Genomic DNA, 21,404 nt, shown 5'->3' on the forward strand with positions numbered 1-21,404 from the left:
GAGCAATGAACAGTCTGGCATGTGCAAAAGCGGCAGATGTGTCCCGAACAGCCCTGAACAGGCGGCTAAAGCGCTCATTCCCAATGGGTGATTGAGGCCGTTCCATAGCGCACGCACGACACCTTGACCATAAGTCGAATTGCCGCACCCGTGGCAAACGGCGTTCAATACCTGAACCCAAAGACTGATTGGCGGTGTCCGCGGAAGTTGCAAGAACTGCGAAGAGTCGGACATGGCGATCCTGGCGACCCTGGGGTCCTATGCTGTCAATTAGGTAGCTGTAGATTGTGGAGACGCGTTAAATGGCGCAGAACGAATCGGTTGATGTAGTACTGGTAGGCGCGGGCATCATGAGTGCCACCCTGGCCGTACTGCTCAAGGAGCTTGACCCGACCCTGAAGCTTGAGGTCGTCGAGGCGATGGACTCCGGGGCCGCGGAAAGCTCCAACCCCTGGAACAACGCAGGTACCGGCCACGCCGGCCTGTGCGAGCTGAACTACACGCCGCAGGCTGCCGATGGCAGCATCGACATCAAGAAGGCGGTGCACATCAACACCCAGTTCGAGGTCTCGCGCCAGTTCTGGGCCTACCTGAGCAAGAAAGGCAACTTCGGCTCGGCGCGTGCCTTCATCAACCCTGTCCCGCACCTGAGCTACGTCGAAGGTGACAAAGGCGTGGCCTTCCTCAAGAAGCGTTTCGAGATGCTCAAGCAGCATCACGCCTTCGCCGAGATGGAGTACACCGAAGACAAGGCCGTGATGAACGACTGGATGCCGCTGATGATGCCCGGCCGCCCGGCCGACCAGCACATCGCCGCCACCCGCGTGACCAAAGGCACCGACGTCAACTTCGGCGCCCTGACCAACAAGCTGCTCAAACTGCTGGGCGACTCTGCCGATGCGCAGGTCAAGTACAGCAAGAAGGTCGTCGGCCTGCGCCGTAACGGCAGCGGCTGGACCGTCAGCATCAAAGACGTCAACAGCGGCGGCAGCCGCGAAGTCGACGCCCGCTTCGTGTTCCTCGGCGCCGGTGGCGCGGCCCTGCCGCTGCTGCAACTGTCGGGCATCCCGGAGAGCAAAGGCTTCGGCGGCTTCCCGGTCAGCGGCCAGTGGCTGCGTTGCGACAACCCGGAAATCGTCAAGCAGCACCAGGCCAAGGTCTACAGCCAGGCCGCGGTCGGCGCACCGCCGATGTCGGTGCCGCACCTGGACACCCGCGTGGTGGACGGCAAGACTTCGCTGCTGTTCGGCCCGTACGCAGGCTTCACCACCAAGTTCCTCAAGCACGGTTCGCTGATGGACCTGCCGCTGTCGGTGCGCATGGGCAACATCGGCCCGATGCTGGCCGTGGCCCGCGACAACATGGACCTGACCAAGTACCTGGTCAGCGAAGTGATGCAGTCGATGGAGCAGCGTCTGGAATCCCTGCGTCGCTTCTACCCAGAAGCCAAGGCAGAAGACTGGCGCCTGGAAGTGGCCGGCCAGCGCGTGCAGATCATCAAGAAAGACCCGAAGAAAGGCGGCATCCTGCAGTTCGGCACCGAGCTGGTCTCGGCCCAGGACGGCAGCCTGGCGGCACTGCTCGGCGCTTCGCCGGGCGCGTCGGTGACCGTGTCGATCATGCTCGAGCTGATCGAGCGCTGCTTCCCCGAGCAGGCCAAGGGTGCCTGGGCTGCCAAGCTCAAGGAAATCTTCCCGGCCCGCGAGAAGGTCCTGGCGACCGATGCAGCCCTGTACCACAAGATCAGCGCCGAGAACGATGCGGCGCTGGAGCTGGTGGAAGACAGCCCGGCCAAGCATTACGCCTGAACCGGCTGAAACGAAAAAACGCCCCTCGGGGCGTTTTTTTGTGCCTGTTACCTCGGCGCTGGATCAGCCACGAGCCTTGGCGATGATCTCGACATATTCAGGCGCGTTGCGCTGGTCGGCGATCTGCTCGACGAAGGTCTTGCCGTGCTCGTCCTTGCCATCGAGGTCATAGCCGGCCTCGACGAAGAAGCCGACGAACCGCTCGAAGTCATCCACGCGCAAGCCACGGTAGGCCTTGACCAGCTTGTGCAGCGACGGCGAGGTCACGCCATCGGCCGGCTCGAACTGGAGGAACGTCTTGACGTAGTCATCGCTGATCTCGTCAACAATCACCTGCTTCTTGTCTTTGCGCATTGCCGGCTCCAACTGGACCATCACGGGATTTCGAAGGCCGGCAGTTTACCCCCCACAGGCCGCGCGCCTCAACGCGTACGTACGGTGCCGGTGTGCAGGTCGGCCCAGACATGGCCGTTGGCATAGGTGAGGAACTGCACGTACACGGTCTCGTTGCGCAGCAGGTCCATGATTACCCGGTAATCGCTGGCCGGGTAATTGAGGTTCAAGGTACGGGACTTTTCGTCGTACACCGGCTTCTTCAAGCTCTTGCCCGCTTCGCCATCGAAGGTCAGCAGCACCTGGCCGATGGTCGCGCCCTTGCTCAGCGGCTTGCCCTTGAGGCGCATCTGCAGCGAGGCGGTGATCGGGATGGGCTGCTGGTCGGACTGGCGCTGGGCACCGACCACCACCGAATAATCGGTCACTTGCAACAGTTGCTGGGCAGTGGGCGCTTGCTGGCGCAGGGCCTGGTCATCGGGCGGGAGGAATTGGCTGTGCAGGGGGGCGGCGGCGAGCGGCAGGCTCACCGCCAGCAGCAGGGGAAGAATCGCGCGCATGTGAGGCTCCTTGGCATGAAGGCGCACTCTAGCACGCGCCCCAAGGGCGCAATCAATCGAACTGGGCGATCATCCAGGCGTGATAGTCGGCCACACCGGGCTCACCTTCACGGGGCGCCCAGTGGGCATGCTCGCCCTCTCCCAACTGGCGATACGGGCCGGCCTTGCACTCGAACAGCACGCTGTCTGCCTCCAGCACCACCAGCCCATGGTAGATACCAGGTGGCAGGTCGACCCCCAGGCATTCTCCCCCCGCCTCGAGCAGGCGCTTGCCGGTGACGTTGCCCAGCTCGTCGAACACCAGCAGGCCCAGGCGGCCCTTGAGCGCCAGCAGGGTCTCTGCCTTGTCGTCGCTCAGGTGCCGGTGCGGCGGGATATAGGTGGACGGCTGCAAGCCAACCGCCAGGCGGTGGCAAGGGTCATCCATCTCGTGGAAATTGTGGTGATGCCGCCCACGCGGGGCATCGGCGGCTTTCAGCGCCAGCCCGGCAAACAGCGATTGGTCGATGAAGGCGGGCTGGCTCATGATTACATTCCCTTGACGGCGAAGATGCCGTTTGCGTTGCGCCAGTAAGCTTTATAGTCCATGCCATAACCAAAGATATAGCGGTCCACGCAGGACAGGCCTACATAGGTGGCTTTCAAATCAGGGCTGGCCTTGCGGTCGTGGTCCTTGTCGATCAGCACGGCAGTGTGCACCGAGCGGGCACCGGCGTGCTTGCAGAACTCGATGATGGCGCTGAGGGTGTGGCCTTCGTCGAGGATGTCGTCGACGATCAGCACGTCGCGGTCGATGAACGACACTTCAGGCTTGGCCTTCCAGAACAGCTCGCCGCCGCTGGTCTGGTTGCGGTAGCGGGTGGCGTGCAGGTACGAGGCTTCCAGCGGGAACTGCAGGTGGGTCAGCAGTTTGCCGGCGAAGATCAGGCCGCCGTTCATCACGCAGAACACCACCGGGTTCTTGTCGTGCAGGTCCTTGCAGATCTGCTCGCCGACTTTGGCGATGGCCGCTTCCACTTCGGCTTCGTTGTACAGGCAGTCTGCCTCGCGCATGACTTGACGGATGTGCTCGAGATCAGCGGACATGGCGCTCTCCGGGGGGTGCATTTTGGAAAAGCGGGCAAAGGTACGCATCCGCTCGTCACAGATCAAGCATTTATGGACTAACGTGCAAAAGGACTGCACGACAGCAAAGGCTGAATAGATTAACCTAGCGCGGTTTTTTTGCCCGCCTTTCGGAGCCCTCTATGCCCACTCGTGAGATCCGCCATCCGCTGATCCGCCACAAGCTCGGCCTCATGCGCCGTGCCGACATCAGCACCAAGAATTTTCGCGAACTCGCCCAGGAAGTCGGCGCTCTTCTGACCTACGAAGCCACCCAGGACCTGCCCCTCGAAAGCTACGAGATCGATGGCTGGTGTGGCAAGGTTCAGGTGGAAAAAATCGCCGGCAAGAAGATTACCGTGGTGCCGATCCTGCGCGCCGGTATCGGCATGCTCGACGGCGTGCTCAGCCTGATCCCGGGCGCCAAGGTCAGTGCCGTCGGCGTCGCGCGTAACGAGGAAACCCTCGAAGCGCACACCTACCTGGAAAAGCTCGCGCCGGACATCAACCAGCGCCTGGCGCTGATCATCGACCCGATGCTGGCCACCGGCAACTCGATGGTCGCCACCATCGACCTGCTGAAGAAGGCCGGCTGCAAGGAAATCCGCGCCATGGTCCTGGTCGCGGCACCCGAAGGCATCGCCATGGTGGAAAAAGCCCACCCGGACGTGCGCATCTACACCGCCTCGATCGATCAGCGCCTGAACGAGCACGGCTACATCGTGCCGGGCCTGGGCGATGCCGGTGACAAGATCTTCGGCACCAAGCAGAAGGACGCCTGACCATGCAGGACGGCTTCAACGACCCGCTCTGGCGCCAGGTCGTTTCGGGCGCGCAGATGCTCTTCGTGGCATTTGGCGCGCTGGTGCTGATGCCGCTGATCACCGGCCTCGATCCGAACGTGGCGCTGTTCACCGCCGGTATCGGCACCTTGCTGTTCCAGCTGGTCACCGGCCGTCAGGTGCCGGTGTTCCTGGCATCGAGCTTCGCCTTCATCACCCCGATCATTCTCGCCAAGGGCCAGTTCGGCCTGGCCGAGACCATGGGCGGCGTGATGGCTGCAGGTTTCGTGTACACCTTCATGGGCCTGATGGTGAAGATCAAGGGCACCGGGTTCATCGACCGCATGCTGCCTCCGGTGGTCATCGGCCCGGTGATCATCTCCATCGGCCTGGCCATGGCGCCGATCGCCGCCAACATGGCGATGGGCAAGGGCGGGGATGGTGCGGTGCTGATGCCGTACAAGACCGCCATGCTGATCTCTATGCCGGCGCTGCTCACCACCCTGGTCGTCGCGGTCTTCGGCAAAGGCATCTTCCGCCTGGTGCCGATCATTTCCGGCGTGCTGGTCGGCTTTGCCCTGTCGTTCGCCTTCGGCGTGGTCGACACCGCCAAGATCGCTGCCGCGCCTTGGCTGGAGCTGCCCAACTTCACAGCGCCAGCGTTCAACTGGCAGGCCATCTTGTTCATCGTTCCGGTTGCCCTGGCACCGGCGATCGAGCACATCGGCGGGGTCATCGCGGTGGGCAGCGTCACCGGTCGTGACTACCTGAAAAAGCCCGGGCTGCATCGCACCCTGCTGGGTGACGGCCTGGCGACCACGGCAGCCGGCCTGTTCGGCGGCCCGCCCAACACCACCTATGCCGAAGTGACCGGCGCGGTGATGCTGACCAAGAACTACAACCCGAAAATCATGACCTGGGCGGCGATCTTCGCCATCACCCTGGCCTTCATCGGCAAGTTCGGTGCGCTGCTGCAGAGCATTCCGGTGCCGGTGATGGGCGGCATCCTCTGCCTGCTGTTCGGTTCGATCGCGGCGGTGGGCATGAACACCATGATCCGCCACAAGGTCGACCTGGCCGAGGCACGCAACCTGGTGATCGTTTCGGTGACGCTGGTGTTCGGTATCGGCGGCGTGCTGATCGGCAGCGGCGACGGCCCGGACGACTGGGGCCTGAAAGGTATCGCCCTGTGCGCCATCGTGGCCATTGCGCTGAACCTGATCCTGCCGGGCAACGACAGCTGGAAGCACAAGAAGCTGGATGATCAGTTGCCTTGAGCCAGCGCTAGCCTGCTCTGGCCTCTTCGCGGGGCAAGCCCGCTCCCACATGTTTCAGCTCTGCGGTGAACCTGTGGGAGCGGGCTTGCCCCGCGAAGAGGCCTAGGCAGATGTCCCCAGTTCAGGCCTTCTCGCACATCCCCGCCAGCACCCTCACCCACTCCGGGTGATCATTCAGGCAAGGCACCAGCACCAACTCCTCGCCCCCCGCCTCGATGAACTGCTCCTTGCCCCGATCGCCGATCTCTTCGAGCGTCTCGATGCAGTCGGCCACGAACGCCGGGCACATCACCAGCAGCTTCTTCACCCCAGCCTTGGCCAATTCATCCAGGCGCGTCTCGGTATACGGCTCGATCCACTTGGCCCGCCCCAACCGCGACTGGAACGACACCGACCACTTGCCATCGGCAATGCCCATCTTCGCCGCAAAGGCCTTGGCCGTGGCCAGGCACTGGCCGCGGTAGCACACCGCACGCATCTCGGCGCTGGCGCCGGCGCAGCAGTCTGCCGCCTGGAAATCGTGCTTGCCGGTGGGGTCGAGCTTTTTCAGGTGCCGCTCCGGCAGGCCATGGAAGCTCAGCAGCAGGTGATCGTAGTCCTGTTGCAGGTGCGGCCTAGCACTGGCGGCCAGCGCCTCGATGTATGCCGGGTGATCGTAGAACGGCTGCAGTACGCGCATTTCGAGCGGCAACTGGCCAGTGGCAATCGCCTGCCTGGCCTGCTCCACCACCGTGGTCACGGTGCTGTCGGCGAACTGTGGATAAAGCGGCGCCAGGGTGACCTTGCGCACCCCCTGGGCAGCCAGGCGCGCGAGCACGTCCGGCAGCGCCGGCTGGCCATAGCGCATGGCCATCTCCACCGGGCCATGGGGCCAGTGCTCGACCATCGCCGCCTGCAACCGGCGGGTCAGCACCACCAGCGGCGAGCCTTCGTCCCACCAGATCGAGGCGTAGGCATGGGCGGACTGTTCCGGGCGCTTGATCAGGATCAGCGACACCAGCAAACGCCGCACCGGCCAGGGCAGGTCGATCACGTAGGGGTCCATCAGGAACTGGTTGAGGTAACGGCGCACATCGGCCACCGAAGTGGAGGCCGGGGAACCCAGGTTGACCAGCAGCAGGGCGTGATCGGTCATGCAGCGTCCTATGTCAGAGGCGGCTGGACAGATTGTCCAGGGCCGATTGCAGATCGTTGAAGCGGAAGGTGAAGCCCGCTGCCAGCAGGCGCACCGGGCGCGCCCGCTGGCCGCCGAGCAGCAAGGTCGACAGCTCGCCAAGCCCGGCCTTGAGCAGCAGCCCAGGCATGGGCATGAACGCCGGCCGATGCAAGGCACGGCCCAGGCGCCTGGCGAACTCGCGGTTGCGCACCGGCTCTGGCGCGCAGGCATTATAAGGACCGCTGGTGTCCTTGTGCTGCAAGAGAAATTCAATCAGGGCGACCTGGTCGTCTATATGGACCCACGGCATCCACTGCCGCCCATTGCCCAGAGGCCCGCCCAGCCCCAGCTTGAACGGCAGGCGCAGGCGCGACAAAAAGCCGCCGTCGCTGGCCAGTACCAGCCCGGTGCGCACCAGCACCACGCGAACCCCGAAGCGCTGCGCACGCTGGGCGGTTTCTTCCCAGGCGATGCACAGCTGGCTGGCGAAATCTTCGCGCACCGGTTGCGAAGCCTCGGTCAGCTCCCGTTCACCGCCATCGCCGTACCAACCCACGGCAGAGCCGGATATCAACACCTCAGGGCGCTGCTCGCGGCTTTCCAGCCAGGCCAGCAACTGCTCGGTAAGGGTGATGCGGCTGGCCCACAGCAACTGGCGCCGGCCCGCCGTCCACGGCCGGTCGGCAATCGGCGCACCGGCCAGGTTGACGATGGCGTCCACCGGGTCGTCCGCCGCCAGCTCCTGCAACTGGGCAATACCGCGCACGCCCCTGCCGCACAGGCGGGGTACCTGATCAGGACGGCGGCTCCAGACACTGATCCGATGGCCCTGGCCGAGCCAGAACTGGCACAGGTGCTGGCCGATCAAGCCGGTACCACCTGTCAGCAATATATGCATGGCTGTGTCCTCGCAGAGTGCGGCGATGGTCTATTTTTAACAACAAGGCACTTTTTTAACCAAACGCTCTCGGATAAACATAGGCCACCCTGCCCTATAAGCGGAATAACCTTATACAAACATTGTGCATTGTACAGGTTTGCCTGACAGCGTAGTCTGCGTACAGCAAGGTTCGAAGAGGCCATCATGACAGTACCTATTGCCATCATCGGTGCCGGTATCGCCGGCCTTTCCGCAGCCCAGGCCCTGCAAAAGGCCGGGCAGTCCGTACACTTGTTCGACAAAGGCCACGGCAGTGGCGGGCGCATGGCCAGCAAGCGCAGCGAAGCCGGCGCCCTCGACCTTGGCGCACAGTACTTCACCGCCCGCGACCGGCGTTTCGTCGAACAGGTGCAGCACTGGGTGGAAGCGGGCTGGGCCGAGCAGTGGAAGCCTCAGCTGTACAACTACCGCGACGGCGCACTCACCCCCTCCCCCGACGAACAGACCCGCTGGGTCGGCGTGCCGCGCATGAGCGCCATCACTCGCGGCCTGCTCAAGGACGTGACGGTGAACTTCGGCTGCCGCATCGCCGAAGTGTTTCGCGGCAAACAGTACTGGCACCTGCAAGATACCGAAGGCTGCAGCCATGGCCCTTACAGCCGCGTGGTGATTGCCGTGCCCGCGCCTCAGGCCACGCCATTGCTGGCCGCCACACCCAAGCTCGCGGCAGTGGCCGCAGGCGTTGTGATGGAGCCGACCTGGGCCGTCGCCCTGGCCTTCCAGACCCCGCTGGACACGCCGATGCAAGGCTGCTTCGTGCAGGACAACCCGCTGGACTGGCTCGCCCGCAACCGCAGCAAGCCCGGCCGCGACTCACAGCTGGACACTTGGGTGCTGCATGCCACCTCGGACTGGAGCAAACAGCACATCGACCTGGCCAAGGAAGAGGTGATCGAACAGCTCTGGGGCGAATTCGCCGAACTGGTCCGCTGCGTGATCCCCGCACCGAGCTTCGCCCTGGCCCATCGCTGGCTCTATGCACGACCCGCCGGCAACCATGAATGGGGCGCGCTGGCCGATGCCGACCAGGGGCTGTACGCCTGCGGCGACTGGTGCTTGTCCGGCCGCGTCGAGGGCGCTTGGCTCAGCGGCCAGGAAGCCGCACGGCGGCTGCTGGAGCACCTCGAATAGCCTGTGCTGGAAAGCTATACAAAAAATACTACTTGCATAAGTTTATGGCTATGCTGGAATAAACTTGTACACGCCGAACCACATGTACAAGTTTATCCCGGAGATTGCCATGCCCGAAATCGCCGCCACCCCCAAGCCTCGCATCGCCATCAGCGCCTGCCTGACAGGGCACAGCGTGCGCTACAACGGCGGGCACAAAAGCTCCGACCTGTGCCGCGAGCAACTGCAGGCGCACTTCGATTGGCTGCCGGTCTGCCCGGAAGTCGCGATTGGCCTGGGCATACCGCGCGACCCGATACGCCTGGTCGGCGACCCCGCACACCCCGCCGTGGTTGGCACCCGCAACCCCGAGATGAACGTGACCGCGCCGCTGCGCCAGTACGGCGAGCAGATGGCCAACGAGCTGGATGACATCTGCGGCTACATCTTCATGCAGAAATCTCCCTCCTGCGGCCTGGAACGGGTCAAGGTCTACCAGGACAACGGCCACCCCGCCCCCCAGGGCGGAACAGGCGCCTACGCGGCGGCGTTCTGCGCCCTGCGCCCGGACCTGCCAGTGGAAGAAGAAGGCCGCCTGCACGACCCGGTGCTGCGCGAGAACTTCATCAGCCGCGTGTATGCCTATGCCGACTGGCAGCAGCTGCTGGCCCAGGGCCTGAGCCGCGGCGCCCTGGTGCGCTTCCACTCACGCTACAAATACCTGCTCATGGCCAACAACCCGAACGCCTATCGCCAGCTTGGCCGCCTGCTCGGCAGCATGAGCCGCGATGACGACCCGCAGGTAATCGGGCCACGCTACTTCAGCCAGCTGATGCAAGCCCTGCGCCGATGCGCCAGCCGAGGCACCCATGGCAACGTCCTGCAGCACTTGAGTGGCTACTTCAAGCACGCGCTGACGCAGCAGGACAAGGCCGAACTGCAACACATCATCGACCAGTACCAGCAAGGGGTCGTACCCCTGGTGGTGCCACTGACCTTGCTCAAGCACCACCTGCGCAAACACCCCGACCCTTACCTGCAAGAGCAGGCCTACCTGCAACCACACCCCGACACCCTGGGGCTGCGCAATGCGGTCTGACCAACTCTTGCCGATCGGTGAACTGGCCCGCCTCACCGGCGTGAACCCGGTGACCCTGCGTGCCTGGGAGCGGCGCTATGGCCTGCTCAAGCCGCAGCGCACCGCCAAAGGCCATCGCCTGTACCCAAGCGAGCAGGTCGAGCGGGTGAAAGCGATCCTCGCCTGGCTGCAGCGCGGTGCGTCGGTGGGCCAGGTCCGCGACCTGCTCGACAAGCCCGCCGCCGTTGCCCCCCAGGGTGACTGGCAGGCGCGCCAGGCACAGCTGATCGAGGCCATTGCCAACCTTTCCCAGCGCGCCCTCGACCAGCAATTGAACCAAGCCATGGCGCTCTACCCTGCCATCACCTTGTGCGAACAGCTGCTGCTGCCGTTGCTGGACAGCCTGGCACTGCGCTGGCGCAGCTATTTCAACGCCCAGCTCGAGCAGGTGTTCTTCCACACCTGGCTACGCAGCAAGCTGGGCGCCCGCGTCTACCACGACAACCTGCTACTGCAGGGGCCTGCGGTACTGCTCGCCGAAGAAGCCGGGCAGCCCTTCGACCCTGGCCTGTGGCTGTGCGCCTGGCTGCTGACCAGCAATGGCATCCCGGTCGAAGTGCTGGAGCAGGCCGTCAGCGGTGCACAACTGCAGCGCGCGGTCAGCGTATTGCAACCGCGAGCGCTGCTGCTGCACCTGGGGCCGCGAATCGATGCCAAAGCCCTGCAACGCACGCTGCAGGGCATTACCTGCGTGAAATTGCTCGGGGGCGCCACGGTGCCTCTTCACCGCGCACAACTGCAATCTTTCGAACTTTCCGAGCTGTACCTGTTCGACAGTCCACAGGCAGCATTGCGTTTGCTGCAACACCCTGTACACCCGCCTGCCGAGATGACTTGACCATGCAATTGATCTGGTTGCGCACCGACCTGCGCATCGACGACAACACCGCCCTGAGCGCCGCCGCCGAGCGAGGCCCGGTAGTGGCCCTGTGGCTGGCCAGCCCGGGCCAGTGGCAGGCCCATGATGATGCGCCGTGCAAGGTCGACTTCTGGCTGCGCAACCTGCGCGACCTGCGCCACTCGCTGGACGCGCTCAACATCCCGCTGCTGATCCGCAAGATCGACACCTGGGATGAAGCCGCCCCGTGCGTGCTAAGGGTTTGCCGCCAGCACGCCATCGAGGCGGTGCACTGGAACGATGAATACGGCATCAACGAGCAGCGGCGCGACCAGGCTACCCGCGAGCACTTGCAGGCAGCCGGCATCCAGGCCCACAGCTACCTGGACCAATTGCTGTTTCGCCCCGGCACCCTGCTGACCCGTGCGGGCGACTACTTCCAGGTGTTCGGCCAGTTCAAGAAAGCCTGCCTCGAGCACTTGCACCGCAGCCTGCCGGCACTGGCCCCGCGAGTGAAACGGCAAGCGCCGCTGGACATCGCCAGCGACCCGATCCCGCAACATATCGACGGTTTCGAAACGCCCCCCCGCACCCTCAGCGACCACTGGCCTGCCGGCGAAGCACAAGCACAAGCGCGGCTGACGCGGTTTCTCGACGAAACCGTGGAGGACTACCAGCACCTGCGCGACCTGCCCGCCGAACCCGGCACCAGCCAGCTCTCGGCTTACCTGGCCGCCGGCGTGATATCGCCCCGGCAATGCCTGCATGCGGCCCTGGCCAGCAACCGGGGCGAATTCGACAGCGGCAGCAGCGGCATCCAGACCTGGATCAACGAGCTGCTCTGGCGTGAGTTCTACAAGCACATCCTCAGCGGTTATCCACAGGTGTCACGGCATCGCGCCTTCCGCGCCCACACCGAGGCCCTGCCCTGGCGCGATGCCCCCGACGACCTGCAAGCCTGGAAAGAGGGGCGCACCGGTTTCCCACTGATCGACGCCGCCATGCGCCAGCTGCTGCACACCGGCTGGATGCACAACCGCCTGCGCATGGTGGTGGCCATGTTCCTCAGCAAGAACCTGCTGATCGACTGGCGCCTGGGCGAGCGCCACTTCATGCGCCACCTGATCGACGGTGACCTGGCTGCCAACAATGGCGGCTGGCAGTGGAGCGCCTCCACCGGCACCGACGCTGTGCCCTATTTCCGGCTGTTCAACCCCATTTCCCAGTCACAGCGCTTCGACCCACAGGGGCGCTTTATCCGCCAATGGTTACCAGAATTGAGCCTATGCGATAACAAAACTGTTCATCAGCCGGAGAAAGCGGCGGATCTGTTGTCTATCAATAGCTATTACAGTCCAATCGTCGATCTCGGAAGTAGTCGTCAGCGTGCACTGGAGGCGTTCAAAAACCTTCCACGCCGGCAGGAGCAGAGGGCAGCATATTGAATAACTCGCGAACGTTCTGGGTCACGGGAGCGACCAACGGGCTGGGCCTGGCCTTGGTCGAACGGTTGCTTGAACTGGGGCACCGGGTTGCCGCCAGCGGCAAGGACGGCGAAGCACTGGATGCCTTGGCCTCGCGCCACGGCAGCAAGCTGCTGCGCCTGCCCTGGCAGTTGCACGACGAGGAGCAGGCGGCCAGCGCCTGCCAGCAGCTGTGCCATGCCTGGGGCACGCTGGACAGCCTGATCATCAATGCCGGCACCAGTGATTACCTGGCCGACGATGTAGCCGACAGCGAGCTGTTCGAGACCATCGTCAGCAGCAACCAACTGGCCGGTGAACATTGCCTGAGCAAGGTCCTGCCGTTGCTGGCCAAGGGCGACTCACCGCAAGTGATGGCCATCTTCAACCGCTATTCGGCGTTGCAGCTGTATTCACCCACCCAGGTAAGCGCAGGCTGGAACAACATGCCCCAGTGGCTGCGCGAGGAACGTGACGAGCTTGAGGAGCTGGGGATCGACCTGACGGTGGTGGCGCCACAGTCACTCAAGACCCCGGTGACCTCCGCCCAGGCTGCCCCCGATGCCTGGACGCCACAAAGTGCCGCAGAGGAATTGCTGCGGCGCTTGCCGCTGCGTGAACCTGAATTGGTGCTGGAAGTGCTCGACTTGAGTGCCTTGTGGCCGCTGTCACGCTGATGCTATTGCTCGAAGCGCTGCACCGGGCTCGCTTCGTGCCACAGCACAGGCAGGACGCTGCTCAGTGACCGAGGCTCGGCACTGCTCCAGAACGCCGCCGGTTGCGCCGGGCCTTCGGCCAGCAGGTCGCGGGCGGCCAGCAGGCGTTGCAGTTGGCGCGCCACGGCAGCACCGGTGTCGATGATCGCCACGTCGGCGGGCACCATGGTCGCCAGCAGCGGGCGCAGGAAGGGGTAATGCGTGCAGCCGAGGATCAGCGTGTCGCAACCGGCGGCCAGCAGCGGTTGCACATAGCCTTGCAGCAGCTGGCGCAACGGCGCGCTGTCCAGGTCGCCCGTCTCGATCAACTCGACCAACCCTGGGCAGGGCTGGGTGACCACCTGCACATCACTGGCGAAACGGTCGAGCAACGCCGCGAACTTGGCGCTTTGCAGGGTGCCGGTGGTGGCCAGTACCCCGACCACGCCAGTCCGGGTGGCAGCGGCAGCCGGCTTGACGGCAGGTTCCATGCACACCAGCGGCCAGTCGGGGTAGCGCTCACGCAGGTCGGCCGCCGCCGCCACCGTCGCCGTGTTGCAGGCCAGCACCAGGGCCTTGGCGCCCTGCGCGCGGAAGAATTCGGCGATGCGCCGGCAACGCTCGCGGATGTACTCCGGGGACTTCTCGCCATAGGGCACATGGCCGCAATCGGCCACGTAGCGTAGCGATTCGTTGGGCAGCAGGCGCTGGATCTCGGCCAGTACCGACAAGCCGCCGACCCCCGAGTCCATCACGCCGACCGGCGCCGAGCGCTCAAGCATCGCGCTGCCCGCACACGGCGCAGGCCGGGTCGCGCTTGACCCGCAGCTCGCGCAGGCGGGTGCCGAGGGCATCGATCAGCAGCAGTCGGCCCACCAGTGGCTCGCCGAAACCGGCCAGCAACTTCATCGCCTCCAGCGCCTGCAGGCTGCCGACCAGGCCGACCAGCGGGCCGATCACCCCTGCCTCGCTGCAGGTCAGCTCGGCTTCGCTGCCATGGCCATACAGGCAGTGGTAGCAAGGGCTGTAGTCACGCCGTGGGTCGAACACCGACAGCTGCCCTTCCAGGCGAATCGCCGCGCCGCTGACCAGCGGCTTGCCCTTGGCGAAGCAGGCGGCGTTGACCGCCTCGCGGGTGGCGAAGTTGTCGGAGCAGTCGAGCACCAGGTCCACCGCCGCCACGGCGGCGGCCAGGGAATCTTCATCCAGCGCCTGGCGGTGGGGCACCAGGCTGATCTCGGGGTTGATCGCCTGCAGGCGCTGCAGCGCCGAGTCCACCTTGCTCATGCCCACGCTGTCGCTGTCATGCATGACCTGGCGCTGCAGGTTGGTCAGGTCGACGGTGTCGAAGTCGGCCAGGTGCAGTTCACCCACGCCCGCCGCGGCCAGGTACAGCGCCACTGGCGAGCCGAGCCCGCCCAGCCCGACGATCAGCGCCTTGCTGCGCTTGAGCCGCAGTTGGCCGTCGATATCGACCTGTGCCAGCAGAATCTGCCGGCTGTAACGCAACAGTTCCTGATCGCTCAACATGGCAGACGCCCCAAGGAAATACGTTCATGGCCGCCAAGGTCGGTGCGGCTGGCAACCTCGATGAAACCCTGCCCGGCCAGCAGTTCGCGCACCGCCGAGGCCTGGTCGTAACCATGTTCGAGCAGCAGCCAGCCCCCTGGCAACAGGTAACCTGGCGCCTGGCTGACGATCAGCCGCAGGTCGTCCAGGCCGTCGGCCCCGGCGACCAGCGCGCTGCTGGGCTCGAAGCGCACATCGCCAGCGACCAGGTGCGGGTCTTCGGCGGCGATGTAGGGCGGGTTGCTCAGGATCATGTCGAAGCGCTGGCCGGCCAGGTTGCCGAACCAGTGGCTGGCCAGCACCTGCACATTGCCAAGGCCCAGGCGCTGACGATTGCGCTCGGCCAGCGCCACCGCCTCGTCCACCCGGTCCACGGCCGTGACCTGCCAGGCCGGGCATTCGCTGGCCAGGGCCAGGGCGATGGCTCCGGTGCCGGTGCCAAGGTCGAGCACCCGCGCGGGGGCCGCCGGCTGCAGCTCGAGCGCCGTTTCCACCAGCAATTCGGTGTCGGGGCGCGGAATCAGCGTGTGCGGGGCCACCTCCAGGTCGAGCTTCCAGAAGCCCTGCTGCCCGAGGATGTAGGCCACCGGCTCGCCGCCACGGCGGCGCGCCAGGTAGCCTGCATAGGTGTCGGCATCTTCACTGCTGACGATACGCTCGGGCCAGGTGTGCAGGTAGCTGCGCGACTTGCCGATGGCAGCGGCCAGCAGCAGTTCGGCATCCAGGCGCTCGGTCGGCGAGTCTGGCAGCTGCGCGTTGCGCAGCAAGCTGGCAATGATGGTCATCAGTCCCCCAGGGCGGCCAGTTGGTCGGCCTGGTATTCGGCCAGCAAAGGTTCGATCACGGCGTCCACGCCCCCGGCGAGGATGTCGTCGAGGGAGTACAGGGTCAGGTTGATGCGATGGTCGGTGACCCGGCCCTGCGGGTAGTTGTAGGTGCGGATGCGCTCGGAGCGGTCACCCGACCCCACCAGCAGCTTGCGCTCGCTGGCGATGGCGTTCTGCGTGGCGCTGGTCTGCATGTCGTTGAGCTTGGCCGACAGCCAGGACATGGCGCGCGCACGGTTCTTGTGCTGCGAACGTTCTTCCTGGCACTCGACCACGATGCCGGTAGGCAAGTGGGTGATGCGGATCGCCGAGTCGGTCTTGTTGACGTGCTGGCCGCCGGCACCGGAGGCGCGGTAGGTGTCCACGCGCAGGTCGGCCGGGTTGATCTCGATGGCCACCTGCTCGTCAGGCTCGGGCAGCACCGCCACGGTGCAGGCCGAGGTGTGGATGCGGCCCTGGGATTCGGTTTCCGGCACCCGTTGCACACGGTGCGCGCCAGACTCGAACTTGAGCTTGCCGTACACGCTGTCGCCTTCGACGCGGGCAATGATCTCTTTGTAGCCGCCGTGCTCGCCTTCGTTCTCCGAAAGAATCTCCAGGCGCCAGCCACGCCGCTCGGCGTAGCGCGAATACATGCGGAACAGGTCGCCGGAGAAGATCGCCGCCTCGTCGCCACCGGTGCCGGCGCGGATTTCCAGGAACACGTTGCGCCCGTCGTTGGGGTCCTTGGGCAGCAGCATGCGCTGCAGCTGCGATTCCAGGCCAAGCAGCTGTTCCTTGGCTTCGCGCACCTCGTCCACGGCCATTTCGCGCAGGTCGGGGTCGGCGTCCTTGAGCAGCGCCTGGGCGCCCTCGAGGTCGTCCTGCACCTTGCGCCAGGCCTGGTAGGCGCCGATCACCGGCTCTACTTCGGCGTATTCGCGCGAATAGGCGCGAAAGCGCGTCTGGTCGGATATGACTTCGGCGTCACCAAGCAGCGCGGTGAGTTCCTCGAAGCGGTCCTGGAGCGTGTCCAGTTTGTTCAGCAGCGACGCTTTCATTGCGGGGATTTGTCCGTCGAGCCCTCGTTGAGGGCAAAGAGTTCCTGGGCCATGGCCAGCGCATCGAGGCGGCCCTCGGCCGAGAGCTTTTTCAGTTGCACGCTGGGCGCATGCAGGAGTTTGTTGGTCAGCCCCCGGGCCAGTTGGGCCAGCACGTCTTCGGGGTTGCCGCCGTTGGCCAGCAGGCGCTGAGCCTTTTGCAGTTCTTCGTCGCGCAGGCGCTCGCTTTGCTGGCGGTAGGCGCGCAGCACGTCCACCGCGGCCAGCTCGCGCAGGCGCGCCATGAAGTCCTCGGCGCCTACCGACACCAGCTCTTCGGCAGCCTGGGCCGCGCCCTGGCGGCTCTTGAGGTTTTCCGCGACCACTTCGTGCAGGTCATCGACGGTGTACAAGTAGACGTCGTCGAGCTCGCCCACTTCCGGCTCGATGTCGCGCGGCACGGCGATATCGACCATGAAGATCGGCTTGTGCCGGCGCTGCTTCAGCGCGCTTTCCACGGCGCCCTTGCCGAGGATCGGCAACTGGCTGGCGGTGGAGCTGATGACGATGTCGCTGTGGGCCAGCTCCTGGGGAATATCGGCCAGCAGCACGGCATGGGCACCGAACTGCTCGGCGAGGGTGCTGGCCCGCTCCAGGGTGCGGTTGGCCACGACGATGCGGCGCACGCCCTGTTCATGCAGGTGGCGGGCAACCAGGGTGATGGTTTCGCCGGCCCCGATCAGCAGCGCCTGGCTGCGGCCCAGGTCGCTGAAGATCTGCTTGGCCAGGCTCACCGCAGCGAAGGCCACCGACACCGGGTTTTCGCCGATCGCGGTGTCGGTGCGCACCTGCTTGGCGGCGCTGAAAGTGGCCTGGAACAGGCGCCCGAGCAGCGGGCCGATGGTGCCGGCCTCACGCGCGACGGCGTAGGCCGATTTCATCTGGCCGAGGATCTGCGGCTCGCCGAGCACCAGCGAGTCGAGGCCCGAAGCCACCCGCATCATGTGCCTGACGGCGTCGTGCTCCTCGTGGACGTAGGCACTGGCGCGCAGCTCGTCCAGGCTCAGCCGGTGGTATTCGGCCAGCCACTTGAGCACAGCGTCGGAAGACAGGTGGTCCTGCTCTATATAGAGCTCGCTGCGGTTGCAGGTGGACAGGATCGCCGCCTCGCGGCTGGCGGTCAGTCGGCAGAGCTGCTGCAGGGCGTCGACCAGCTGCTCTGGGGTAAACGCCACGCGCTCGCGTACGTCTACCGAGGCAGTCTTATGGTTGATACCAAGTGCAAGAAAGGCCATGCAAGGTCGCTGGTTGTGACGGGAAGCCGATAATTGTCCTCTTTCGCAGGTTTTAGAACAACCACCGTTCGCTATTGGGCTGATAGCACCTGCCTGGCCGGTGCCCTGCCCGACGCCAGCATCACCCCTTCTATCGCTGATAATTCCCGAAGGCCTCACAAGGTATTTCGAACGAGGTTAATGCAATAGTGAAAAGAGGCGAGCGGACCAGGCATTGGCAATAGCACGCTCGCCTCAACAAAGCCTGGCAACCTCACTCTCTGGCCTCCCCCTTCGACCTATCCCCCAGAACCTCCACCCCCCAGCATGGTCCGACCCTTACAGCCCCGCGCTGTAAACCACGACCTTCGCAGGTGGGTTTGCCCCCGCGCTTGTGTCATCATGCTCCGACCGCCGGTAAGTCTTCTAAGCCTCCTTATATGAACAGACCTTACGCATTGCTGCTTGCCTTCGCCCTGCTCCAGGGCTGCCAGAGCCTGGCCCCGAAAAGTGCCGAGCCTCCCGTCGCCGAGGCCGGCAAAGGCGAGGCGCAAAAGCCCGTGGTGTATGGGTCGTTCACGCAAGACACGCTGTATAGCCTGCTGGTCGCCGAGCTTGCCGGGCAGCGCAACCGTTTCGACATTGCCCTGGCCAACTACACCGACCAGGCCGCCAAGACCCAGGACCCCGGCGTGTCCGAGCGCGCCTACCGCATCGCCGAGTACCTCGGCGCCGATGAGCCGGCGCTGGACAATGCCCTGGTCTGGGCCCGCAACGACCCGCAGAACCTCGACGCCCAGCGCGCCGCCGCCATCCAGTTGGCGCGCGCCGGCCGCTACGACGACTCCATGACCTATATGGAGAAGGTGCTGCAGGGCCAAGGCGACACCCACTTCGACTTCCTCGCCTTGTCGGCCGCCGAAACCGACCAGAGCACCCGCGACGGCCTGATGCAAAGCTTCGACCGCCTGTTGGTCAAATACCCGGATAACAGCCAGCTGGTGTTCGGCAAAGCCTTGCTGCTGAACCAGGACGGCAAGGCCGAAGAGGCCCTGGAGCTGCTCGAAGCTCACCCATCGAATGATGGCGAAATCGCCCCGATCCTGCTCCGCGCCCGCCTGCTCCAGGCCCTGGACCGCGGCTCCGAGGCACTGCCGCTGCTGCGCGGGGCGATCCGCGACAACCCCGACGACAAGCGCCTGCGCCTGACCTACGCGCGCACCCTGGTCGAACAGGACCGCATGGCCGACGCCAAGGCCGAGTTCATCAGCCTGGTGCAGGAATACCCTGATGACGATGAGCTGCGTTACTCCCTGGCCCTGGTGTGCCTGGAGAACAAGGACTGGGACGAGGCCGAGAGCTACCTGCGCGAGCTGATCGAACGCGACAGCAATGTCGATGCCGCGCACCTGAACCTGGGCCGTATCGCCGAGGAACGCCACGACCCGGCGGGCGCCCTGCGTGAATATGCCCTGGTCGGCCCCGGCCCCGATTACCTGCCGGCGCAACTGCGCCAGGCCGACATCCTCATCGCCAACGGCCGCGGCACCGAAGCCTCGCGCCAGCTCGCCGCCGCCCGCGAGGCGCAGCCGGAGATCGCCGTCCAGCTCTACCTGATCGAGTCGGAGAGCTACAGCAACAACAACAAGGACGCCCAGGCCAACCAGGTGCTGCAGCAAGCCCTGCAGCACTACCCGGACGACCTCAACCTGCTCTACACCCGCGCCATGCTGGCCGAAAAGCGTGACGACCTGCCGCAGATGGAGAAAGACCTGCGCGCCATCATCGCCCGCGAACCGGAAAACGCCATGGCCCTCAACGCCCTGGGCTACACCCTGGCAGACCGCACCACCCGCTATGCCGAAGCCAAGGCGCTGATCGACAAGGCCCACCAGCTCACCCCGGACGACCCCGCCGTGCTCGACAGCCTCGGCTGGGTCGCCTATCGCCTGGGCAACCTCGACGAAGCCGAACGCTACCTGCGCCAGGCGCTGGAGCGCTTCCCCGACCATGAAGTGGCCGCCCACCTGGGCGAAGTCCTGTGGGCCAACGGCAAGCGCCGCGAAGCCCGCCAGGTCTGGGCCAAGGCCTTCGAAGCCCAGCCAGACAGCCCCATCCTGCGCAAGACGGTATTGCGCCTGACCGGATCCGAGACCCTTTAACGCCATGTTTTTGCGCCATTGCATCACCTTCACCCTGATTGCCCTGCTGGCCGGCTGCGCCGGCTTCGGTAGCCGCGAAGCCCTGCAGGGCCACGGCGACCCACAGCAGTGGCGTGCCCATAAAGAGCAGTTGAGCAGCCTCGACGGCTGGCAGATCAACGGCAAGGTCGGCATCCGCGCCCCGCGCGACTCCGGCAGCGGCACCTTGTTCTGGCTGCAGCGCCAGGACTACTACGACATTCGCCTGGCCGGCCCGCTCGGCCGTGGCGCCGCACGCCTGACCGGCCGCCCCGGCGGCGTGGTACTGGAAGTGGCCAACCAGGGCCGCTTCGAAGCCACCAGCCCCGAGGCGCTACTGGAAGAACAGCTCGGCTGGCAACTGCCGGTGTCGCACCTGGTCTGGTGGGTACGTGGCCTGCCCGCCCCCGACAGCAAGAGCAAGCTGACCCTGGACGGCGACAGCCGCCTGGCCAGCCTCGAGCAGGATGGCTGGCAGGTGCAGTACCTGAGCTACACCGAACAGAACGGCTACTGGCTGCCCGAGCGCCTGAAGCTGCACGGCAAGGACCTGGACGTGACCCTGGTGGTCAAGGACTGGCAACCTCGCCAGCTGGGGCACTGAGCCATGCACGAACTTACCCTGCCCGCCCCGGCCAAGCTGAATCTGTGGCTGCACATCATCGGCCGCCGCCCCGACGGCTACCACGAGCTGGAAACCGTGTTCCAGTTCCTCGACCACGGCGACGAGCTGACCTTCGCCGTGCGTGACGATGGCGTGATCCGCCTGCACACCGAAATCGCGGCGGTGCCCCACGACAGCAACCTGATCGTGCGCGCCGCGCGCAAGTTGCAGGAACAGTCCGGCACGCGCCTGGGCGCCGACATCTGGCTGAACAAGGTATTGCCCATGGGCGGCGGCATCGGCGGCGGCAGCTCGGATGCCGCCACTACCCTGCTGGCACTGGCGCACCTGTGGCAACTGGATTGGGACGAAGATCGCCTGGCAGCGCTGGGCCTGACGCTGGGTGCCGACGTGCCGGTATTCGTGCGCGGCCACGCCGCCTTCGCCCAGGGCGTGGGCGAGCAACTCACCCCGGTCGACCCGCACGAGCCCTGGTATGTCGTGCTGGTGCCGCAAGTGTCTGTCAGCACAGTAGAAATTTTTTCACATCCGCAGTTGACACGTGATTCCCTCCCCCTTAAGATGCGCCCCGTTCCCGAGGGAAACAGTCGAAATGACTGCCAACCGGTGGTAGAGCAGAGTTACCCAGAAGTTCGCAATGCGTTGAATTCATTGGGTAAATTCACAGATGCTCGGCTTACCGGAACTGGAAGTTGTGTGTTTGGGG

Annotated in this window: 22 protein-coding genes; 11 read left to right on the forward strand and 11 right to left on the reverse strand. The window is 65.0% G+C overall.

Annotated features, from left to right (window positions below; translation table 11 throughout):
• Window positions 1–302 precede the first annotated feature (302 nt).
• Entirely contained in the window at window positions 303–1,808 is a 1,506-nt protein-coding gene (gene mqo, locus B3E94_RS15610) for a malate dehydrogenase (quinone) (RefSeq protein WP_176516797.1), read from the forward strand.
• 63 nt (window positions 1,809–1,871) lie between these two features.
• Here mqo and B3E94_RS15615 read toward each other — a convergent pair whose 3' ends face one another.
• The 4 genes from B3E94_RS15615 to B3E94_RS15630 all read right to left on the reverse strand — a co-directional run bounded on the left by B3E94_RS15615 (window position 1,872) and on the right by B3E94_RS15630 (window position 3,787).
• Entirely contained in the window at window positions 1,872–2,162 is a 291-nt protein-coding gene (locus tag B3E94_RS15615; protein WP_286914207.1) for a PA4642 family protein, read from the reverse strand.
• Window positions 2,163–2,230: 68 nt separating this feature from the next.
• On the reverse strand, window positions 2,231–2,701 hold the full coding sequence (locus tag B3E94_RS15620) for a hypothetical protein (RefSeq protein ID WP_176516794.1): 471 nt from the start codon (window positions 2,699–2,701) through the stop codon (window positions 2,231–2,233).
• A gap of 52 nt (window positions 2,702–2,753) precedes the next feature.
• Window positions 2,754–3,227, reverse strand: a complete 474-nt coding sequence (locus B3E94_RS15625) for a WbuC family cupin fold metalloprotein (RefSeq protein WP_286914208.1) — start codon at window positions 3,225–3,227, stop codon at window positions 2,754–2,756.
• A gap of 2 nt (window positions 3,228–3,229) precedes the next feature.
• The gene (locus tag B3E94_RS15630) at window positions 3,230–3,787 is read right to left on the reverse strand and encodes a hypoxanthine-guanine phosphoribosyltransferase (RefSeq protein WP_176516792.1); all 558 of its coding nucleotides are present in this window, start codon (window positions 3,785–3,787) and stop codon (window positions 3,230–3,232) included.
• A gap of 161 nt (window positions 3,788–3,948) precedes the next feature.
• On the opposite strand from B3E94_RS15630, the gene upp reads away from it, so the two are divergent.
• Together upp and B3E94_RS15640 are read left to right on the forward strand one after the other, a co-directional pair.
• Window positions 3,949–4,587 carry a uracil phosphoribosyltransferase gene (upp, locus tag B3E94_RS15635; protein WP_176516791.1) on the forward strand — a complete coding sequence of 213 codons (639 nt, stop codon included), beginning with the start codon at window positions 3,949–3,951 and terminating at the stop codon, window positions 4,585–4,587.
• 2 nt (window positions 4,588–4,589) lie between these two features.
• The gene (locus B3E94_RS15640; protein ID WP_236237875.1) at window positions 4,590–5,864 is read left to right on the forward strand and encodes a uracil-xanthine permease family protein; all 1,275 of its coding nucleotides are present in this window, start codon (window positions 4,590–4,592) and stop codon (window positions 5,862–5,864) included.
• A 121-nt stretch (window positions 5,865–5,985) separates the two neighbouring features.
• Here the strand turns inward: B3E94_RS15640 and hemH are convergent, their stop codons facing one another.
• A complete protein-coding gene (gene hemH / locus B3E94_RS15645) occupies window positions 5,986–6,999 on the reverse strand; it encodes a ferrochelatase (RefSeq protein WP_286914210.1) in 1,014 nt (337 codons plus the stop codon).
• A 13-nt stretch (window positions 7,000–7,012) separates the two neighbouring features.
• Window positions 7,013–7,918 carry a TIGR01777 family oxidoreductase gene (locus tag B3E94_RS15650; protein WP_286914212.1) on the reverse strand — a complete coding sequence of 302 codons (906 nt, stop codon included), beginning with the start codon at window positions 7,916–7,918 and terminating at the stop codon, window positions 7,013–7,015.
• Between the two features lie 186 nt (window positions 7,919–8,104).
• On the opposite strand from B3E94_RS15650, the gene B3E94_RS15655 reads away from it, so the two are divergent.
• From B3E94_RS15655 to B3E94_RS15675, 5 genes are all read left to right on the forward strand, one after another.
• Window positions 8,105–9,091 carry an NAD(P)/FAD-dependent oxidoreductase gene (locus B3E94_RS15655; RefSeq protein ID WP_286914213.1) on the forward strand — a complete coding sequence of 329 codons (987 nt, stop codon included), beginning with the start codon at window positions 8,105–8,107 and terminating at the stop codon, window positions 9,089–9,091.
• Window positions 9,092–9,200: 109 nt separating this feature from the next.
• Window positions 9,201–10,169 carry a YbgA family protein gene (locus B3E94_RS15660; protein ID WP_286914214.1) on the forward strand — a complete coding sequence of 323 codons (969 nt, stop codon included), beginning with the start codon at window positions 9,201–9,203 and terminating at the stop codon, window positions 10,167–10,169.
• Window positions 10,159–11,046, forward strand: a complete 888-nt coding sequence (locus B3E94_RS15665) for a MerR family transcriptional regulator (RefSeq protein WP_286914215.1) — start codon at window positions 10,159–10,161, stop codon at window positions 11,044–11,046. Before B3E94_RS15660 ends, B3E94_RS15665 begins: the two co-directional genes overlap by 11 nt.
• A 2-nt stretch (window positions 11,047–11,048) precedes the next feature.
• Window positions 11,049–12,491 carry a deoxyribodipyrimidine photo-lyase gene (gene phrB, locus B3E94_RS15670; protein ID WP_286914216.1) on the forward strand — a complete coding sequence of 481 codons (1,443 nt, stop codon included), beginning with the start codon at window positions 11,049–11,051 and terminating at the stop codon, window positions 12,489–12,491.
• The gene (locus tag B3E94_RS15675) at window positions 12,488–13,186 is read left to right on the forward strand and encodes an SDR family oxidoreductase (RefSeq protein ID WP_286914218.1); all 699 of its coding nucleotides are present in this window, start codon (window positions 12,488–12,490) and stop codon (window positions 13,184–13,186) included. The genes phrB and B3E94_RS15675 overlap by 4 nt, the downstream gene beginning before the upstream one ends.
• A 2-nt stretch (window positions 13,187–13,188) precedes the next feature.
• Here B3E94_RS15675 and murI read toward each other — a convergent pair whose 3' ends face one another.
• The 5 genes from murI to hemA are packed head-to-tail and all read right to left on the reverse strand — an operon-like array spanning window position 13,189 to window position 17,914.
• Window positions 13,189–13,986 (reverse strand): glutamate racemase, encoded by a 798-nt coding sequence (gene murI / locus B3E94_RS15680; protein WP_176512166.1) that lies wholly within the window; start codon window positions 13,984–13,986, stop codon window positions 13,189–13,191.
• Complete coding sequence (locus B3E94_RS15685) at window positions 13,979–14,734, reverse strand: molybdopterin-synthase adenylyltransferase MoeB (protein WP_286914219.1); 756 nt, start codon at window positions 14,732–14,734, stop codon at window positions 13,979–13,981. The genes murI and B3E94_RS15685 overlap by 8 nt, the downstream gene beginning before the upstream one ends.
• A complete protein-coding gene (gene prmC, locus B3E94_RS15690; RefSeq protein ID WP_286914220.1) occupies window positions 14,728–15,558 on the reverse strand; it encodes a peptide chain release factor N(5)-glutamine methyltransferase in 831 nt (276 codons plus the stop codon). Before prmC ends, B3E94_RS15685 begins: the two co-directional genes overlap by 7 nt.
• Window positions 15,558–16,640: a peptide chain release factor 1 gene (gene prfA, locus B3E94_RS15695; RefSeq protein WP_286914221.1), complete on the reverse strand. Its 1,083-nt coding sequence runs from the start codon at window positions 16,638–16,640 to the stop codon at window positions 15,558–15,560. The genes prmC and prfA overlap by 1 nt, the downstream gene beginning before the upstream one ends.
• A complete protein-coding gene (hemA, locus tag B3E94_RS15700; protein ID WP_176512170.1) occupies window positions 16,637–17,914 on the reverse strand; it encodes a glutamyl-tRNA reductase in 1,278 nt (425 codons plus the stop codon). Before hemA ends, prfA begins: the two co-directional genes overlap by 4 nt.
• Window positions 17,915–18,333: 419 nt before the next feature.
• Here hemA and B3E94_RS15705 point away from each other — a divergent pair, with 419 nt between their 5' ends.
• From B3E94_RS15705 to ispE, 3 genes are all read left to right on the forward strand, one after another.
• On the forward strand, window positions 18,334–20,055 hold the full coding sequence (locus tag B3E94_RS15705; RefSeq protein ID WP_176512171.1) for a tetratricopeptide repeat protein: 1,722 nt from the start codon (window positions 18,334–18,336) through the stop codon (window positions 20,053–20,055).
• Window positions 20,056–20,059: 4 nt separating this feature from the next.
• The gene (lolB, locus tag B3E94_RS15710) at window positions 20,060–20,677 is read left to right on the forward strand and encodes a lipoprotein insertase outer membrane protein LolB (protein WP_176512172.1); all 618 of its coding nucleotides are present in this window, start codon (window positions 20,060–20,062) and stop codon (window positions 20,675–20,677) included.
• A 3-nt stretch (window positions 20,678–20,680) separates the two neighbouring features.
• Window positions 20,681–21,404 (forward strand): 4-(cytidine 5'-diphospho)-2-C-methyl-D-erythritol kinase (gene ispE, locus B3E94_RS15715; protein WP_286914223.1); only part of this gene is annotated, 724 nt, incomplete at its 3' end.

It is taken from the genome of Pseudomonas sp. UBA6315 (genome assembly GCF_002438125.1).
GTDB classification, from domain to species: Bacteria; Pseudomonadota; Gammaproteobacteria; order Pseudomonadales; family Pseudomonadaceae; genus Aquipseudomonas; species Aquipseudomonas faucium.

Coding starts and splice junctions, on each gene's coding strand:
- mqo (WP_176516797.1), top strand. CDS start 303: ATGGCGCAGAACGAATCGGTTGATGTAGTACTGGTAGGCGCGGGCATC.
- B3E94_RS15615 (WP_286914207.1), bottom strand. CDS start 2,162: ATGCGCAAAGACAAGAAGCAGGTGATTGTTGACGAGATCAGCGATGAC.
- B3E94_RS15620 (WP_176516794.1), bottom strand. CDS start 2,701: ATGCGCGCGATTCTTCCCCTGCTGCTGGCGGTGAGCCTGCCGCTCGCC.
- B3E94_RS15625 (WP_286914208.1), bottom strand. CDS start 3,227: ATGAGCCAGCCCGCCTTCATCGACCAATCGCTGTTTGCCGGGCTGGCG.
- B3E94_RS15630 (WP_176516792.1), bottom strand. CDS start 3,787: ATGTCCGCTGATCTCGAGCACATCCGTCAAGTCATGCGCGAGGCAGAC.
- upp (WP_176516791.1), top strand. CDS start 3,949: ATGCCCACTCGTGAGATCCGCCATCCGCTGATCCGCCACAAGCTCGGC.
- B3E94_RS15640 (WP_236237875.1), top strand. CDS start 4,590: ATGCAGGACGGCTTCAACGACCCGCTCTGGCGCCAGGTCGTTTCGGGC.
- hemH (WP_286914210.1), bottom strand. CDS start 6,999: ATGACCGATCACGCCCTGCTGCTGGTCAACCTGGGTTCCCCGGCCTCC.
- B3E94_RS15650 (WP_286914212.1), bottom strand. CDS start 7,918: ATGCATATATTGCTGACAGGTGGTACCGGCTTGATCGGCCAGCACCTG.
- B3E94_RS15655 (WP_286914213.1), top strand. CDS start 8,105: ATGACAGTACCTATTGCCATCATCGGTGCCGGTATCGCCGGCCTTTCC.
- B3E94_RS15660 (WP_286914214.1), top strand. CDS start 9,201: ATGCCCGAAATCGCCGCCACCCCCAAGCCTCGCATCGCCATCAGCGCC.
- B3E94_RS15665 (WP_286914215.1), top strand. CDS start 10,159: ATGCGGTCTGACCAACTCTTGCCGATCGGTGAACTGGCCCGCCTCACC.
- phrB (WP_286914216.1), top strand. CDS start 11,049: ATGCAATTGATCTGGTTGCGCACCGACCTGCGCATCGACGACAACACC.
- murI (WP_176512166.1), bottom strand. CDS start 13,986: ATGCTTGAGCGCTCGGCGCCGGTCGGCGTGATGGACTCGGGGGTCGGC.
- B3E94_RS15685 (WP_286914219.1), bottom strand. CDS start 14,734: ATGTTGAGCGATCAGGAACTGTTGCGTTACAGCCGGCAGATTCTGCTG.
- prmC (WP_286914220.1), bottom strand. CDS start 15,558: ATGACCATCATTGCCAGCTTGCTGCGCAACGCGCAGCTGCCAGACTCG.
- prfA (WP_286914221.1), bottom strand. CDS start 16,640: ATGAAAGCGTCGCTGCTGAACAAACTGGACACGCTCCAGGACCGCTTC.
- hemA (WP_176512170.1), bottom strand. CDS start 17,914: ATGGCCTTTCTTGCACTTGGTATCAACCATAAGACTGCCTCGGTAGAC.
- B3E94_RS15705 (WP_176512171.1), top strand. CDS start 18,334: ATGAACAGACCTTACGCATTGCTGCTTGCCTTCGCCCTGCTCCAGGGC.
- lolB (WP_176512172.1), top strand. CDS start 20,060: ATGTTTTTGCGCCATTGCATCACCTTCACCCTGATTGCCCTGCTGGCC.